The sequence below is a fragment of the Paraburkholderia caribensis genome, assembly GCF_002902945.1.
GTDB lineage: Bacteria > Pseudomonadota > Gammaproteobacteria > Burkholderiales > Burkholderiaceae > Paraburkholderia > Paraburkholderia caribensis.
On record NZ_CP026102.1, the window covers coordinates 2,786,983 to 2,804,186 of the forward strand.

At 58.9% G+C, this 17,204-nt stretch carries 11 protein-coding genes; 10 read left to right on the forward strand and 1 reads right to left on the reverse strand.

Annotated elements, in window-relative coordinates:
• Complete coding sequence (tssB, locus tag C2L66_RS29035; protein ID WP_054933305.1) at positions 1 to 507, reverse strand: type VI secretion system contractile sheath small subunit; 507 nt, start codon at positions 505 to 507, stop codon at positions 1 to 3.
• A gap of 265 nt (positions 508 to 772) precedes the next feature.
• On the opposite strand from tssB, the gene C2L66_RS29040 reads away from it, so the two are divergent.
• The 10 genes from C2L66_RS29040 to tssA all read left to right on the forward strand — a co-directional run bounded on the left by C2L66_RS29040 (position 773) and on the right by tssA (position 17,176).
• A complete protein-coding gene (locus tag C2L66_RS29040) occupies positions 773 to 3,109 on the forward strand; it encodes a type VI secretion system Vgr family protein (protein ID WP_082670415.1) in 2,337 nt (778 codons plus the stop codon).
• On the forward strand, positions 3,102 to 4,034 hold the full coding sequence (locus C2L66_RS29045; protein ID WP_060604744.1) for a DUF4123 domain-containing protein: 933 nt from the start codon (positions 3,102 to 3,104) through the stop codon (positions 4,032 to 4,034). The genes C2L66_RS29040 and C2L66_RS29045 overlap by 8 nt, the downstream gene beginning before the upstream one ends.
• An 8-nt stretch (positions 4,035 to 4,042) precedes the next feature.
• Entirely contained in the window at positions 4,043 to 6,970 is a 2,928-nt protein-coding gene (locus tag C2L66_RS29050) for a T6SS effector BTH_I2691 family protein (RefSeq protein ID WP_148654607.1), read from the forward strand.
• A 167-nt stretch (positions 6,971 to 7,137) separates the two neighbouring features.
• Entirely contained in the window at positions 7,138 to 8,079 is a 942-nt protein-coding gene (locus tag C2L66_RS29055; protein ID WP_148654606.1) for a DUF6708 domain-containing protein, read from the forward strand.
• Between the two features lie 78 nt (positions 8,080 to 8,157).
• A complete protein-coding gene (locus C2L66_RS29060) occupies positions 8,158 to 9,261 on the forward strand; it encodes a DUF6708 domain-containing protein (RefSeq protein ID WP_148654605.1) in 1,104 nt (367 codons plus the stop codon).
• Positions 9,262 to 9,339: 78 nt separating this feature from the next.
• Positions 9,340 to 10,443, forward strand: coding sequence for a DUF6708 domain-containing protein (locus C2L66_RS29065; RefSeq protein ID WP_148654604.1), 1,104 nt, complete (start codon positions 9,340 to 9,342; stop codon positions 10,441 to 10,443).
• Positions 10,444 to 10,493: 50 nt separating this feature from the next.
• Positions 10,494 to 10,757, forward strand: a complete 264-nt coding sequence (locus C2L66_RS29070) for a PAAR domain-containing protein (RefSeq protein WP_060604733.1) — start codon at positions 10,494 to 10,496, stop codon at positions 10,755 to 10,757.
• Between the two features lie 87 nt (positions 10,758 to 10,844).
• Entirely contained in the window at positions 10,845 to 11,945 is a 1,101-nt protein-coding gene (locus C2L66_RS29075) for a hypothetical protein (protein ID WP_148654603.1), read from the forward strand.
• A gap of 362 nt (positions 11,946 to 12,307) precedes the next feature.
• Positions 12,308 to 15,532, forward strand: a complete 3,225-nt coding sequence (locus tag C2L66_RS29080; RefSeq protein ID WP_233444988.1) for an ImcF-related family protein — start codon at positions 12,308 to 12,310, stop codon at positions 15,530 to 15,532.
• Between the two features lie 36 nt (positions 15,533 to 15,568).
• On the forward strand, positions 15,569 to 17,176 hold the full coding sequence (gene tssA / locus C2L66_RS29085) for a type VI secretion system protein TssA (protein ID WP_060604724.1): 1,608 nt from the start codon (positions 15,569 to 15,571) through the stop codon (positions 17,174 to 17,176).
• Positions 17,177 to 17,204: the final 28 nt, after the last annotated feature.

A 17,204-nucleotide genomic window follows, 5' to 3' on the forward strand; every position in this document is an offset into this window, starting at 1 on the left:
TTAGGCAGCCGGGGAACTGGACGCGCCAATCTTTGACAGATCGTCGCGCAGGCGATCGGACAGTGCGGGGTCCTTCAGGATGCGTTCGAGTTCGCGGCGGAACGTGGCGTTGTCGAGGAGATTGGATTTCAGATCACGAAGCAGATTGCGAGCCGACATCAGCGCACGCAACTCGGGCACCTTGCTCGCAACGTTCTCGGGCTTGAAGTCGTCCATCGAACGAAATTCCAGGTCGACCGGTAACTCCGATCCATCTTCCGCGAGCGTGTTCTCCACGGCGATACGAGCCTTGGGTGCGTAGTCGGACAGGACGGCATCGAAATTGTTCTTGTTGACGTTGACCTTTGCGCGCTCTGCGAGAGGCCGGTTGTCCTGACCGTTGCTGTAGTCGCCCATCACGAGCAGCTTGAGCGGCAACTCGACCTTCTTCTGCGCGCCGCCCGTATGCAAATCGAGCTTAAGGTTGATCCGTGCCTTAGGCACCTCGTTCTGAAAACTTTCAGCCATGTCTACGTCCTTAATATCTTATTTATCTTAGTTAGGATTCCGTGCCTTATGAGGAATATTTTTAACACGGTGCGATCTAGAGCATCAGCGAAATTCAGCCGGGTTTGGGTCAAATTTTGTAAAAATTACGCTAACTCAACAAACGATCAAAAGGTCACTTCACAACAAGACGTCAAACGTTTATCTTGTGCGCCCAAACGGGTGTTTGCACATCGCTTCCGTTAATCCGTCTTGTGTAGGATTACGCACCATCAAAGGAGTAGGAATGTCCGACATCCAGAAGTACACGACTCTTTCTCCCGCGGATTCGAGACTCGTGACGGGCAGGCAAGCCTATTTCCTGGATGTATTGGGCGCTGGAAATGGAAGCCCGATGTCGGTGATCTCGTTCGAAGCCGTCGAGCGCATCGGCGAGCCTTATCGCATTACTCTTACCCTCACGCATCCGGACCAGCTTGCCAGGTCCGACTACCTCGGCAAGGACGCGAAGTTCTCGATCGTTCCCGCCGACGTGCAGCCTCGCAGGTTTTCAGGCTGGATCACCCGCTTCTCAAAGCTGAAGACCACGAGAGACTTCACCAGCTATGAGATCGTCGTCGAGGCGCACCTTTCACGCCTCGCATCGGTTCGCGCGAGCCGCATCTACCAGCATCAGACTACGCCCGAGATCATTGAGGCCGTGCTGCGAAAGCATGGTTTTCAGGGGCATCAGTTCCGCTTCCGGTTACGTCGTCAATATCCCCAGCATGCTTTCAGAATGCAGTATCAGGTGAGCGATCTGGCCTATGTGCAGATGCTTATGCAGAAGGAAGGCATCTGGTGCCGTATTGCGGAAGACGAACACGGCGATGTGGTCCATTTCTCCGATGACATTGATCACTATGTCTATCAGCCCCGACTCGATGTGCCCTATCGAGAGACGGCTGGGCTGGAAGCGGGTGTGGAAGCCGTATATGGACTAAGCACGCATTCGTACAGTGTCGCGCAGGGTTATACGGTTGCCGACTATAACCCCGATAAGGCCTGGGAGCGCTTTAAGGCCAACGCCAATGTTGCAAGCGAGGATGCCACAACCTACGGCAAGCCCTACATCTATGGCACCAATCATCTGGATGCCGACGGCGCGCAGTGGGCAGCGCAGTTGCGTCATGAGGCAGCGATTGCATGGCAGATCATCTATGAAGGCGAGAGCAACGTGCTCGCGCTGCAACCCGCGCGCATCCTGCACGTCGATGCGCCGCTCGCCGATGCGCCTGACGGTCAGGTTGTCGTCGAGGTAAGGCATCGCGGCGCGCGCGATACGGCTTATTCCAATTCCTACAGGGCGATTCCTTCCGGTCGGCGATTCCGGCTCAGGCTCGATGAAGATGCGTGGCCCCGTGTTATCGGCTCGCTGAGCGCACGCGTCACGTCGCCCGGTAAATACAAGTATGCGTATTTGACGCAGCAAGGCTATTACGTCGTCCGTTTCGACCTGGATTTCGACGAATGGAATCCGGGCGGGGAAAGTGTACCGCTGCGGCTCGCAAAACCTTTTGCAGGCGCGCTGCAGACAGGGTTCCACTTTCCGGCGTTGGATGGGACGGAAGCTGTTGTCGAGTTTCGCGATGGTGATCCTGATAAGCCGTATATCGCCGCGTTTCATCATCATAGCCAGGCGGTTGATCACGTTACTAGCGACGATCGTTGGTTATCGCGCAACGTCATTCGCACGCAGTCGAATAACAAGCTGCGGATGGAAGATTGGGAGGGGCAGGAAGGGATCAAGCTGTCGACCGAGCATTCGGGGAAGAGCCAGCTCAATCTCGGGTATCTGGTTGATGCGAAGAAGCAGAAGCGGGGGGAGGGGTTTGAGCTCAGAACGTCTGGGTATGGGGCGATTCGCGCGGGGAAGGGGTTGTTTATCTCCGCCGATGACCGGCCCAACGCGAGCGGACAGCAACTGGACATGCAGCAGGCGCAAGCGATGCTGGCGAGCGCGCTAACCCAGATGAAAGCGCTGGGCGAAATGGTCAAGACTGCCCAAGCGGTACTTGCCGACCTTGAAGGCCAGAACACGCTCAATAACGCTGCACTCAAAAATCTGCAATCGCCGTCCGTGCTGGTATCCGCTCCAGCGGCCATCGCGCTTGTCACGCCAGAAACGATCCAGCATAGCGCAGGAGATAACGTCACGCTTACGGCGGGCAAAAATATCGATGCTGGGGCGATGGAAAACTTCACAGTCGCCGCCGGTCAGATCGTGTCCGTCTTTGCAAATGCCGGGGGCATGAAGCTCGTTGCCGCACAAGGAAAGAATGAGATCCAGGCGCAGAGCGGCAGCATCGAGATGACAGCGTCCCAGAACATCAAGATGCTGGCATCTGAAGGAAGCGTCGAGATCAGCGCAAAGGGCAGCCTCTCTCTGAAATGCGGTGGTGCGGAAATCAAGCTGGCAAACGGGAATATTGAATTGAATTGCCCCGGCGACGTCAAGCTCAACTGCATCACGCTGCAAAAAGGCGGTCCCGTGAACGCCAACGCGGAGACAAAATCGTTCGACATAATCAGTTGCCTTTCTGCCTTGCAACGTGTGACATCGGCAGGAGGCGCGTTTGTCTGAAGCAACTGGATTCATTGGTGCGCTGCGTCGAAAGGACGCTGGTTTCATTGCCGCTCAGCTCGCGCAGAATGCCACGGAGCAATCGCAGCGCGTTGCGGTCTTCGTTGATCCGACACTTGGCGATCCTTTCCCCGAGCTGCATTCGTCGAATGACATCCCCGTCTATCGCCTTGCCCTGCCCGAGAAGAAGGTCCCACGTCACGCGTGGCCGTATCTGCTCCTGCTTCCAGCTGATCTCACGGGTCAACGACTGCTCGAACGTTCCATTTCACTCGCGCAAGCCGAGGTCGACGATTGGAAAAGCGGCAAAGGTACGGCACGGAGCGTGTGCGGATGGCTCTCTCTTTCGGGCGATGAGCAATCACTCGTGGACGCGTTGACTCAAAAAGCGATCCTGCCGCTCGATGACAACGAATGTGTTGTTTTTCGCTTCTATGACCCTCGCGTCTTAGGTCATCTGTTCCGCTACCTGCGCGAGTCTCAGTTTTTTAGTGGCTTACCTACGCTTCATCACTGGTCGTTTCTCGACGTTGACGCGCAGCTATTGGTGCTCCCGCAGCAAGACCCGCCCGATTCGATAGCGCCCGTGTGGTTCATGACGCGAGAGCAGCGCAATGGTGTCGCTCGCATCGAAGCGTTGAACAGCGTACTTCGCGACTTCGGAACCGACGTGGCACTTGGCGATCTTGTCGACGCAGCGCTTGCCCGCTGTCAGCAAATCCATGGCTGGACCGAGACAGTCGACCTTCATGCCTTTGGGACGCTGGCAGTGCGATGTCACGCCAGCTTCGACAAGCATCCTTTTGTTGCGGCCCAGATTGCACATCTACGCCGCGAGAACGAAGCATTTTCCGGCTGGGCGAACAGCATCGAGGACAGTCGATGGCGCGACATCGCGGCGGAAATCAATAGCGGGAACATCTGAGAACGAATATGGGCTGTCCAAACTGCATCAAGGAAGGTCTCGCGATCCTGCCGGTTCGCTATGCCGTCGCGCCTGCCAGTGTCACGAATGTCGGTGCACTGCCTTCGCCGTTAGGCGAACATGTAACAGACAAGCCGCTAAAAGCGTCCAGGTACATTCTTCGCCAGCTCGACCGGGGATTCGTCTATGTTCTCTACCCTAATCGGGGCACGCGTCAGAGCCGTTGGGTGGTGTATGAGGTAGGTCCGGACGCCTGCATGAACATCTACGCCGACCCTCGACAAGTACCATCGGCTCCCACTGAGAAACCCCTTGATGCAACGTGCAAGGCGAAGAAAGAAGATTTCGCCGCGCAAACCATCGCGATTCCGTCACCACAATACGTACCACATGTATGGGTCGCATTCAGCCGATACAGACTGACAGACCGTGTACTGACCGCCCTGGAGACGTCTCCAGAACCGCGCATGCAAAAAGTGGACGTACAAAAGGCGATCAACGGCAAGGAGGTCAAGCATGCGCTGCCCGCAACGCAAAACAACCTGATCAATTACGTCGCCGACTTCTCGACGCCCGAGGGATGGAACAAGCTGAATGGCAGCGGCAAGCTTACAGTGCCGTTGAACCAGCGGCACGATCAGGCCGCCGCGATGCAGACCAGAATGGCGGAGATCGCGCAGAAAGCGAATGGCAAGGGTATTGTGCTTGCGCTGTTCGACCCTATCGGCATGACTGCCGATCTCAACGCTTTTCGCAATCAGGAGGTCGGACAACTGGCGGCGTATCAGGCGGGACATGCGCGTGAACGCTTCGTTGGAGACGCCATCCTTGGGTTCAAGACGGTGTTCGAAAAGAAGGGGGAGTCGGCGCAATGGGAAGAAAAATTTCTCAAGCTCTACGATGCAAAGCGATTGGACGACGATCAGCAGGCGCACAAGAAGGAAACTGACGCTAAAAACACACAGATCGACCTGCTGTCAGATGACGTAGCAAAGTGGAACGGCAACTCGAACGCTGATCTGCGCTGGCAGGACTTCGACCTCAAAGATATGAAGTCGTCGCAAGACCGGCAGACGGCGTTCGCTCTTTGCGTGCACGGTATGGGTAAAACCAAAGCCGAGCTTGACCTGTGGGATGTCTGGTTTGCAGCCAATGCAAAAGATCCTTACACGCCGCTTTGGGGAGCGCTTGTGGGGTCGGCGCCGGGCCTTGCCAGGCATCTGACTGGAACGGGCCTGCCTGACATTGGCCGGCTCGACAAGATGAATGATACGGTCAAGAGTTTCATTGCGATCAGAGAAGAATACAAAGCCTGGCTCGAAAAAAATCCCCCTTCCGCGGCACTCGGAACCATCGCAGTCGCAGCTTCCGCGCAGTTTCCGCGTCTTGCGAAGGTCAATCCTGCGCTCTATCAGAAGGCGGGGTACTTCATTCTTGTCATCGTCTCTGCGACGACAAAGACAGTTGTGTCCGGGAATACCGTTGTTGTGAACAAGACGAGCGAGCTCGTCGCAATGATGTTTCGTGGCGTGTGGCCGCCCAAAGGCTCGCCACTAAAGATGGTGAAAGCGGACAGCGCGGCGACCAAAACTGTTTATGTCGCGACTGCTGAGGGAGTGGCGCAGATTGTCGAAGAACAGACGATTGTCAGCAAAACCGCTATCGGGATGTGGATGCCTGCGGAAGCGATCGAAGGGACGCCCGTGAAGGGTGTGTCGCAGGTGCCGTTGGCACTTCCTGCGCCGGAAAAATTCAATGCGTTCGAAAGGCTGATCGGCTTTGCTAAAAATGGGCTGCCATGGGTAGGTTTTGTACTCGCCTCGATCAATTTGGCGGGCATCAGCATGAGCATGGGCAGTGCACAGCCAGGGGCAAATACGCCGGATGTGTACGCCGGTCTCGTGTCCGGGATGCTTGCAGTGATCGGGGCAATAGGGGAATTGACTGCGCTGGGGATGGAGAAGGCAGCGGTTGGACTCGCGAAGACCGCCGCCGCGAAGGTGGCATTTGGTGGAGGGTTGTTTGCGGCGGTGTCGACATTTGCCGAGAGTGTGCAGATGTATTTCAAGTATGTGGATCGGAAGTCCGTGGGGAATGACGAGGCCGCAAATGCTTACGGGATTTCAGCTTTCTTATTTCTAAGCGCATCAATCGCCTCTGCAGGCGGTGCGTTTGCAGTTGGGTCTGCTGCTGGTGCCTTCACTGGCGTGCTGGCATTCCTTGCACCCGTCGGCGCTGCTGCGACCACCATTCCTATGATCGGCTGGATCGCCGCCGGGGTCATTTTCATTGGTCTAGGTGTGTGGTTCGCATGGCAAGCGATTGTCGCTACCAATTCTCCTTTGCAGGACTGGCTGGCGATGAGCTACTACGGTAAAGCTCCCAAGCGCTATCGCGATCCCCGGGCAGAAATGGCAGCGCTTCGCGATGTAATGTATGCATACCGTCTGGAGACGGATTGGTCCGGTTTGCAAATGAACCGGGCAATCGTGGGCGTGACAGGCTACGACTCGGTGAGCTTCAGCCTTTCGCTGCCGGGCGCATCGACGTCGAGCGTCATCAAATGCGCGATCTCGCTTGCCGACAGCAACTCCAACAAAACCATCCTGAACGAAGAAGTTCATCCCGCATCGTACCTGCCTGGTGAACTAAGCGATCCACACATGCAGGAGATGCGCCCAATGCCCACGGCATCGAAATCGCCCATGAGCTTCTATTGGGAGGCACCTCCACGCCTGGTGAAAAGTCCTTCAGGAGGATACGAATACAAGGGTGTCTTGCGCGTCGATCATCGGCAGTACAGTGTCGCGACGATCAACTTGCAGTACTTCCCGGATCCGGCTCAACCCGATCTGGTCATTCCGACGGATGGAAAACCTGTCCTGGTCGAGCGCGGTGTTGGAGCCGATATTCTGTCTGGCCTTCTTTCTTATTAAACACAATGGCTACAGTCAAGCTAAAGAAAGAAAGCTGGTGGATCCGTCGCATGCGCAAAGCGGGAGCGTATGGTCCGCTGGATCGTGCATTGCGCCAATGGCGATCTCTCGGTTCCGTGCGGACCAACACTGGCGTCCCGCCCAACGGCGATCGCATGGTCTACCGGATGAACCACACCACCCTTGAGATTGGGCAAGGAGTGAGTACGTTCAAGGGTATGGTTGGGTTGGCCGCATTCGTGTTTCTTTTGTGCACGCTTTCAGGAACATATCTCATAGTTAGCACGTTGAGCGCGCATGAATGGGAGGTTGATCATTTTGGTGTGGCCTTCTCTGTTATTGGCAGTCTGTTTTGCATCCCGATGGGTATATGGTTTTTATCCATCTTCCTGACCGACTTCTTCGGCTACACGGATGCGCTGCTACGTTTCGACCGCACTCGTCGCAAGGTGTGGATGTTTGTCGGCACACGTACGCCAATCGAACTTGACTGGGACAGGCTCACCCCCGTCTCCCAGGGCGTCACTCCCGCCAACACCAACGTCAACACCTTCCGCGCCGTGCTGCTCGTCGATCTCGATGAACAGGGCGAGGTCAGATTCGATGGACACTTTCCGCGCATCGCCAGTCTCGGCCAGACTTCGCTGAACAAACAGTACGCGCTTGGCCAGTACGAATACGTGCGCCAGTTCATGGAAGCCGGTCCCGCCAGCCTGCCGCGCTGCGAGACCTATCTCGAACACCGTACAGGCCTGCGCGATCTCCTGAGCTTCTTCGATCTGCTCGACATTCCGCGCAGGTTCGACTGGCACGATCCGCAGATGAAGGGGTTCGGCCTGCTGCTGTTAGTCACCCTGGCCTGCACGGCGATGGCGCCGATGATCATGCTCTTCAGCATCGCCAGCTGGATCGCCTATCGCTGTAACCGCGTTCCCACCTGGCCCGCACAGATCGAGGCCTGCGCCGCCGAAGGGGGCGTGATGCGCCCGCCCGCAGATGCCCACTCACAGCGCCAGCCCATCGTGTGGAAGGAAGTACCGTTCATCCTGCTGTGGACGGGTAGCGCGCTGGCTTTTTATACGTGGGTTGCGTCGTGGTTCCTAAAGTAATCCCGTCTCTCAATGTGTCCGTCATGGTTGGGTGCTGCATGGCAACTGACCCGGCAATATGCGTCCACTAAAAACACAATGGCTACAGTCAAGCTAAAGAAAGAAAGCTGGTGGATCCGTCGCATGCGCAAAGCGGGAGCGTATGGTCCGCTGGATCGTGCATTGCGCCAATGGCGATCTCGCGGTTCCGTGCGGACCAACACTGGCGTCCCGCCCAACGGCGATCGCATGGTCTACCGGATGAATAACACTACCCTTGAGATCGGACAGGGGGCAAATACGTTCAAGGGGATGGTTGGGCTCACGGGACTTATTATGTTTGGCGCAACGATTTTCGGTGTATTCCTAACCATAGACTTCCTCTCATTTATCGTATGGACTGCGCACCCGGTTAGCACGATATTTGTGCTTCTTATGGGTCTGCTCTGCATCCCAATGGGTGTATGGTTTTTATCCATCTTCCTGACCGACTTCTTCGGCTACACGGATGCACTGCTGCGTTTCGACCGCACTCGTCGCAAGGTATGGATGTTTGTCGGCACGCGCACGCCAATCGAACTCGACTGGGACAGGCTCACCCCCGTCTCCCAGGGCATCACTCCCGCCAACACCAACGTCAATACCTTCCGCGCCGTGCTGCTCGTCGATCTCGATGAACAGGGCGAGGTCAGATTCGATGGAAACTTGCCGCGCATCGCCAGTCTCGGCCAGATTTCGCTGAACGAACAGTACGCGCTCGGCCAGTACGAATACGTGCGCCAGTTCATGGAAGCCGGCCCCGCCAGCCTGCCGCGCTGCGAGACCTATCTCGAACACCGTACAGGCCTGCGCGATCTCCTGAGCTTCTTCGATCTGCTCGACATTCCGCGCAGGTTCGACTGGCACGATCCGCAGATGAAGGGGTTCGGCCTGCTGCTGTTGGTCACCCTGGCCTGCACGGCGATGGCGCCGATGATCATGCTCTTCAGCATCGCCAGCTGGATCGCCTATCGCTGTAACCGCGTTCCCACCTGGCCCGCACAGATCGAGGCCTGCGCCGCCGAAGGGGGCGTGATGCGCCCGCCCGCAGGTGCCCACTCACAGCGCCAGCCCATCGTGTGGAAGGAAGTACCGTTCATCCTGCTGTGGACGGGTAGCGCGCTGGCTTTTTATACGTGGGTTGCGTCGTGGTTCCTAAAGTAATCCCGTCTCTCAATGTGTCCGTCATGGTTGGGTGCTGTATGGCAACTGACCCGGCAATATGCGTCCACTAAAAACACAATGGCTACAGTCAAGCTAAAGAAAGAAAGCTGGTGGATCCGTCGCATGCGCAAAGCGGGAGCGTATGGTCCGCTGGATCGTGCATTGCGCCAATGGCGATCTCTCGGTTCCGTGCGGACCAACACTGGCGTCCCGCCCAACGGCGATCGCATGGTCTACCGGATGAATAACACTACCCTTGAGATCGGACAGGGGGCAAATACGTTCAAGGGGATGGTTGGGTTGGCAGGACTGTGTGGTTTGATTTCGATGGCGACCGCATCGACACTTTTGCCAGAAATTTTCTCTAGCGGAATGTGGCATACAAGCTATCTGGCCGTTGTTATAGCGGCTTTGGCGTGTCCCTTGCTCATATTTTTGAGTTTGCTTTTTTTATCCATCTTCCTGACCGACTTCTTCGGCTACACGGATGCACTGCTGCGTTTCGACCGCACTCGTCGCAAGGTGTGGATGTTTGTCGGCACACGTACGCCAATCGAACTCGACTGGGACAGGCTCACCCCCGTCTCCCAGGGCGTCACTCCCGCCAACACCAACGTCAACACCTTCCGCGCCGTGCTGCTCGTCGATCTCGATGAACAGGGCGAGGTCAGATTCGATGGACACTTTCCGCGCATCGCCAGTCTCGGCCAGACTTCGCTGAACGAACAGTACGCGCTTGGCCAGTACGAATACGTGCGCCAGTTCATGGAAACCGGCCCCGCCAGCCTGCCGCGCTGCGAGACCTATCTCGAACACCGTACAGGCCTGCGCGATCTCCTGAGCTTCTTCGATCTGCTCGACATTCCGCGCAGGTTCGACTGGCACGATCCGCAGATGAAGGGGTTCGGCCTGCTGCTGTTAGTCACCCTGGCCTGCACGGCGATGGCGCCGATGATCATGCTCTTCAGCATCGCCAGCTGGATCGCCTATCGCTGTAACCGCGTTCCCACCTGGCCCGCACAGATCGAGGCCTGCGCCGCCGAAGGGGGCGTGATGCGCCCGCCCGCAGATGCCCACTCACAGCGCCAGCCCGTCGTGTGGAAGGAAGTACCGTTCATCCTGCTGTGGACGGGTAGCGCACTGGCTTTTTATACGTGGGTTGCGTCGTGGTTCCTAAAGTAATCCCATTTGAACAAGTCATTTGATACAGCGTCATCAACGCGCGAGGAACAATGAAAGGACTCATCTACGAGGGTGACCCCACTGACAGGGACGGTTATGTCATGACGGCAACCTCCACATTTTTCGAGAACGGAAAACGCGCTGCTTTGCTGGGCGATCTGGTGAACTGCCGGATAGAGGGGCATGGTGTGAACCCCGTTATCGAAGCAGAACAGACGATGATCTGGGATGGCAAGCCACTCGTCGTGCATGGATGCAAGGCTGCTTGCGGATGTCGCGTGTTATCGACGCAGTCGTCAGCGATGGTCGGATAGGCGATGCCGTGGCCCATTCCCGTTCTGCGGCCTCGGCCAGAGCCAACGTCATTGCGCTGGCGGAATTGGCTCGCCGCGTTTGTCCTCGTGATGACCGTTGGCGCCGCGCTTGTATTGCTGTTGTGGCCACATGATCAATCCACGCAATCTGGAAAATTCTGGATTCTCCTATTCGGTGCGCCTGCTGTTGTCTTCATGGGTATGTTTGGTGCGCGCCTGACGTACTACGAGCATGCAAAATTGGAGCAGGACGTCTGGGCCGAAAAGCGCGAGCTTCTCGACAACGAGTGGGCGCAATGGGGGCGCCGTTGCCTCTGTATCCAGGCGAGCTGTGTCTTCTCGTCTGCTGGCGGTCAAATCGATCAATGGGTGCAAAAGGACAGAGAACTTCCCGTCAATCTGGGGCGAAGTCTGACACTCGGATGGTCATTTGCTTATTCGGCCGAGCAATGGGTTACGCATTTGCTAGAGCTCGTGATCGAACGCCTAGGGGAACATATTGAGCGCATCAAAGATTTGCTGGTCGTCGAAATTCTTGTTGATCCCGGCACTTTCGCAGCGCTTCGGGACACGGCGTTCGACTCGGCGAAGACACTTGATGGAATTCTCGTCAAGAGAGCCATCAAATTGCCGCTGACGGTAAAGATGCTTTCCGAGTCAGGTCTGGAACGACTGTATCACTGTGTCGACCAGCATTTCACCGCACCCCTGCTTCTCATTGCAGGGCAGCGGGCAACCGATGCTAATTCGTATAGCGAAGGTGCTGTATCTCTGCTTATTGGTACCACGGACCATCGCGCTCCGACTGCGGAAAGTCACGTACGGGTATATCGGCCCATGCTGTCAAACGTCGAAGCGTTATACGCGGATCTCGGACAGGTGCGTCGAATCCAAGGCGGAGCGGATAACGACGCGGACATATGGGACACCGGTCTCGACAAGCATGCGCTAGGCACGATACGGAAAGCTTCGAGCGACGCCGGAGGCGGGCATGTTGCTAATGAAAGGGACACGCTGGAGAACAATTTCGACGAGGTAGCCGGGCTGGCCGGTCCATTGAGCGGCTGGGTTGCGCTTGGCCTTGCAATTCAGGCGGCAACCCGCAGACAGCGTTCGCAACTGGTAGTTTCGGCAAACGGCTCATCGGCAATCACTATTGTCATGGCCAGAACAAATCACAGCAGCTAGATAAAGTGAAAACCAAAATACGCTATGGGTCGTCATTGCTCGTAATTGCCGCGTGCCTGGCAGTTGCCGGTCTCTTAGGCTTTACCGTAGAAAAGGGCGCGCTCTTCGCATGGTTCAGTTCGCACCGTTTGGCTTCGATCTTGATAGGCGGCATAGTGGTCGTGTTTGCGTATGCCGCGTATTCAAAGAGATCGGCGGAAGAGCGCGAAGTAGAGGCGCTGATTGAGAAAGAAGGGCTCCGACCAACCGTTATTGCCGACGGTGATTCAGGGACCAAGGTCGTCGGTGCAGATTTGGATCCTCTTCGCCAATGGCTGCGAGAGAGCAACGGCCTCCGTTGGCGCTACCGCCAACCCTGGCTCTTGCTAACCGGCAACGACACCGCCATCACCAGCCTGGTCCCCGAACTCAAAAACCAATGCTGGCACATCACCGACGACGCCATCCTCCTCTGGCAAAAGCCTGTAGCCGAAGGCCGCCCCGACGACACCTGGCTGCGTGAGCTATACAAACTGCGCCGCCGCCGCCCGGTCGACGCGATCGTGGTAGTCGGCGATGCCGCGTCCAACGCTCCAACGCCAAGCCGTGACACCAACGCCGCCGGCATCCAGCTCGCGCACATCGCTTCGCGGCTGCGCTGGTCTGCACCTGTGTACGTGCTCGACTATCCCGAACTCACGACCAAGGCAGTTGTAACGCCGCCCCTCATCGGCTGCGAGTTCGAGAACGCCTCCAGCGCACGCGCGATCGAAACCGCGCTTCTCGCGCTGAACACGCGACTGGCCGATGTGAGCATTGCGCAGATGGCAAGCGACGACAGCAATCGCTACACAGGCCAATTGTCCCAATACCTCGATAAGCGCATCGCGCCACTGTCAACGTGGATTGCAGGGATCAACTCCCGCCAACGCCGCGCAATCAACGTGCGCGGGGTGTTCTTCGCTTCCCGCAAGCAGTCGGATCAGACCGAAAGCACGAACGCGGCACCCGGCATCGGTGAGCACCTCTGGTCTCACCTCGCCACCGACGCCCTCCGCACAGGCGGCCACCGCATCGGCCTGCATCCCGTCAGCGTCTTCTCGACTGCAACACTCGCAGCCATCGCACTATGGACCACAGGCCTGCTCCTCTCCGCCGCCACCAACGCCCGCGACCTGGTCCTCACCAGCGAAGCCGTGCACAACCTGAACACTGCGCGAGACTCCGCCACGCGTCTGCGCAACCTGCTCGCACTCCAGCAACGCATCGCACTGTACGAAGACCGCATACAGCACCACGCTCCGCTCCCAACCCGCTTCGGCCTGAACCACGACGCACCAACACTCGCGGCCATCTGGAAGCCCTACTCGCGCACCGCCCGCGACACGCTTATCACACCCGTACAGCAGAACCTCGAAGCGCAACTGGTCGATCTTAACCAGATGCAGACCGCCCAGTTCGATAGCCAGACGAGCCAGCTTGCGCAGGACGGTCACAAGACCTTGAAGACCTACCTGATGATGTCGGAGCCTGCAAACGCCGATCCATCGTTCATGACGCCATTGCTGCCGCACTACTGGAACATCGCCGCCGACCTGCCGCCAGGCGAGAAGCTCGACCTCTCGCAGCGTCTGCTCGGCTTCTACGCGGAGCACCTGAAACAGCACCCGGAATGGCGCATCGACGCCCGCGACGACCTCATCAACGGCTCGCGTCAGACATTGCTCGTCGTGATCGGCGTAAAGAATTCCGAAGACACGATCTATCAGGACATCGTCGCGTCCGTCGGCAGGAAGTATCCGGACCAGACGCTCGCCTCTCTGACAGCCGGCACCGACACACGTGGCCTGTTCCGCACCTCGGCCTTCGTTCCCGGCGTATTCACGCGCGAGGCGTGGGAGGGCACGATCGCCCAGGCCATCGACGACGCCGCAAAACACAACGGCACCGCCAGCGACTGGGTGCTCGCCGGCGCCAACACGACAAACAGCACACAGCAAGCGCAAACCGCATCGTCTCCCGAGGCGCTGAAAGCCGCCCTCATCAGCCATTACTTCGCCGACTACGCCGAACACTGGCAAGCCTTCATGAACACGATCCAGTGGGAGCGCGCACCGTCGATGCCCGCCGCCATCGGTCAGTTGAAGGCCATGGCCGACGCGCGCCAGTCGCCACTGATCGCGTTGATGAAGTCGCTCGAGTATCAGGGCAGCGCGGGCGCCCAGAAGGCCTCACTATCCGACACGCTCGTCACGAAGGCGCAGAACATCTTCGGCGGCAACAAGGCCGATGAACCGCAGGCAGCACGCCCCGATCCCGCAGGGCCACTCGGGCCGTCGTTCGGTCCCGTGCTGCGCCTCGTCGCACAGGGCACGGGCGGCGATGCCCCCTCATCGAACAACAAGACGGCAGCCGGCTACAGCGATCTGAGCCTGCAACGCTATCTGGAGCGCGTCACGACGTTACGGCTGCGGCTGCAGCAGATCGGCGACAGCCCGGACGCCGACGCACAGGCGCGGCAGGTCGCGCAAACGCTTTTCCAGGGCAAAGGCTCGGAACTCGCCGACACGCAGTCCTACGCGCGCCTGATCGCCGCGAGCGTCGGCGCGCAATGGGCGGGCATGGGCGATGCCCTGTTCGTGCGCCCCGTCGCGCAGGCCTTGCAGACCGTGCTCCAGCCTGCCCAGGCGAGCCTGAACGAAGCCTGGCAGCAGAGCATCGTCTCGGCGTGGAACCGCTCGTTCGCGGGACGCTATCCCTTCACCAGCACCGCCAACGACGCCTCGCTGCCCGAACTCGCGCGCTTCCTGCGACCGCAAGGCGGCCTGATCGCCGCGTTTCTCGCGAGCCAGCTTGCGGGCGTGCTGGAGTTGCAGGGCGACCAATGGATGCCCGTCACCACGGCAACGTCCTCGCTCGTCTTCGATCCGTCATTCCTTACCGCTATCAACACGCTGCAACGGATTGCAGGGCACCTGCTCGCGCAGGGCGAGCCGCAGTATCGGGTCGAATTCAAACCCGTGCCGTCGCCGGGCATCACGGATACGCTGCTCACCGTCGATGGCCAGAAGCTGCACTACTTCAACCAGCAGGAAACCTGGCAACCGATGAACTGGCCATCGAACGATCCGCAGAGAACGGGCACGCGCCTCGAATGGCAGACGGAGAAGGCAGGCACGAACCGCAGTCTGGAGTTCGACGGGCGCTGGGCATTCGTGCGCATGCTCGAACACGCGCGCGTGGAACCCGTCGATAGCGCAACGTACATGCTCACCTGGCAGGCTTCGCCGTTCGTGCGTGAAATCAGGCCGGCCGCCGCGAAGTCCGCCAGCGACCCCGCCTACGACATCGATACGCTCATCGCACAGGAGCCCGGCAAGCCTGCGCCTGGCAGCGACACGCATGCACTGGGCTACATGATGCGCACCGACGTGGGTAAAGGTCCGCTCGAACTGCTTGCGCTCAAGGGTTTCGTGCTGCCTTCGCGCATCTTCGTGAGCCGCTCACCGGGCACGGCGAACATGGCAAGGGACAACAGTCCGCCGCCTTTGCCGAAGGCCGCGCTTGAAGCGGGCAAACGCGCGGCCATACCGCTGCCGCAGAGCTGAACTGAACTGAGCCAACGAACAGTCCAATAAAAAACAATGAAATTCTCCAACCTCCTCGACGCGCTATTCGGCACCCGCCCGCCATCCGACCTTGCGCGCTCGACACAATCGCGTTGGGACGACTGGCTCGCGCCCATCAGCGAAGACATGCCGACGGGCAGCGATCCCGCCTACGACGACGACTTTCTGGCGATCAAGGAAGAAGTCGCCAGGCTCGGCGGTATCGACGATACGAAGATCGTCGATACCGCCGAACGGTTGCTCAAACACGGCGCGAAAGACGTTCGCGTCGCGGCCTACTACATTTACGGTCGCATGCGTCGCGACGGCGCGGAAGGCGTGGCATCCGGCTTTGAACTGCTGTCGGCACTGGTCGACCGGTTCGGCGAAGGGTTGCTGCCCGGGCGGGTCGCCACGCGCAAGACCGCATTCGAATGGCTCGCGGGAACGACATTCGCCGACCGTCTCGATCGCGTGAACGGACTGAGCGGGGCGCTGCTCGAACGCACGCTTTCGGCGCTCGCGCTGATCGTCGAACGCACGTCGCAGTGGCCCGAAGCCGCGCGCCCGGCCCTGGAGCCGCTGTTCCGCCGTTTCGAGAACCGCCTCGAAACGCCACAACCTTCAGATCTCGCGCCAGGCGTCCCGAGCGCATCGGCATCGAACGCGGCCGCCGGCAGCGGCCCTGCCGTCACGCTTGCAGGAAGCACAACGGTCGCTTCAACAAGCGATCTGCTCGACCGCGCCCGGCATATGGCGCAATTCCTTCGCGAGCAACCGCACGGTTATCTGGCCGCATACCGGTTGATGCGTTGCGTGCGTTGGGACACGCTCACGGAAGTGCCGCCTCACGAGGCTAGCGGCAAGACGCGGCTCGTCGCACCACGCGCGGAACTGCGCGCAAACCTGAAACGGCTGGTGCTGCAAAAGCAATGGCCTGAGCTTCTCGAACGGATCGAGAGTGCGTTTGCGGAAGGCGCGAACCATTTCTGGCTCGACCTCCAGTACTACGCGTTCACTGCGCAGGAACACGCGGGCGGCGAATACGCCCGCGTACGCGAACTCGTCGCAACTGACTGCGCACTGATGCTCGAGCGTCTGGCGGGACTGGAACGTCTGTCATTCACAGACGGTTCGCCGTTCGCCGACGACACCACGCTCGAGTGGATCGCCCGTCACGCGACGGTGCGCGACGTCGAGAAAGGCGACATGGTCGCGCCGATCAGTGTCGGATCGGCGGACAACGACTGGGCCGAAACGGAATCGCAGGCGTACGACCTCGCGACGAATCAGGGCATCGAAGCGGCGTTTTCATGGCTGCAACGTCTGCCCACGCACGGCGGCGAGCATGGCGAACGCGAACACTTCCTTCGACAGTTCGTGATGGCGCGTGTCGCGGAACGGGCGCAGCGCCCCGACACCGCGCTGCATCTGCTCGCCTCGCTCGACGAGTTCACGCGGCGCTTTCAGCTTGCCGCATGGGAGCCGTCACTCGCTTTCGAGGTCAAGCTTCAGTTGCTGAATCTGCTGAAAATCCGCGTCAACCGAAAGGACGCCGACAAGACCACGCTCGCCGCGCGAATCGACTCGCTGGCGGCCGAACTGACGGCAATCGATCCGGCGCGCGCCGTCGTGCTGGCCTGATCGCGCGACAGCCTCAACCGCTGACTAA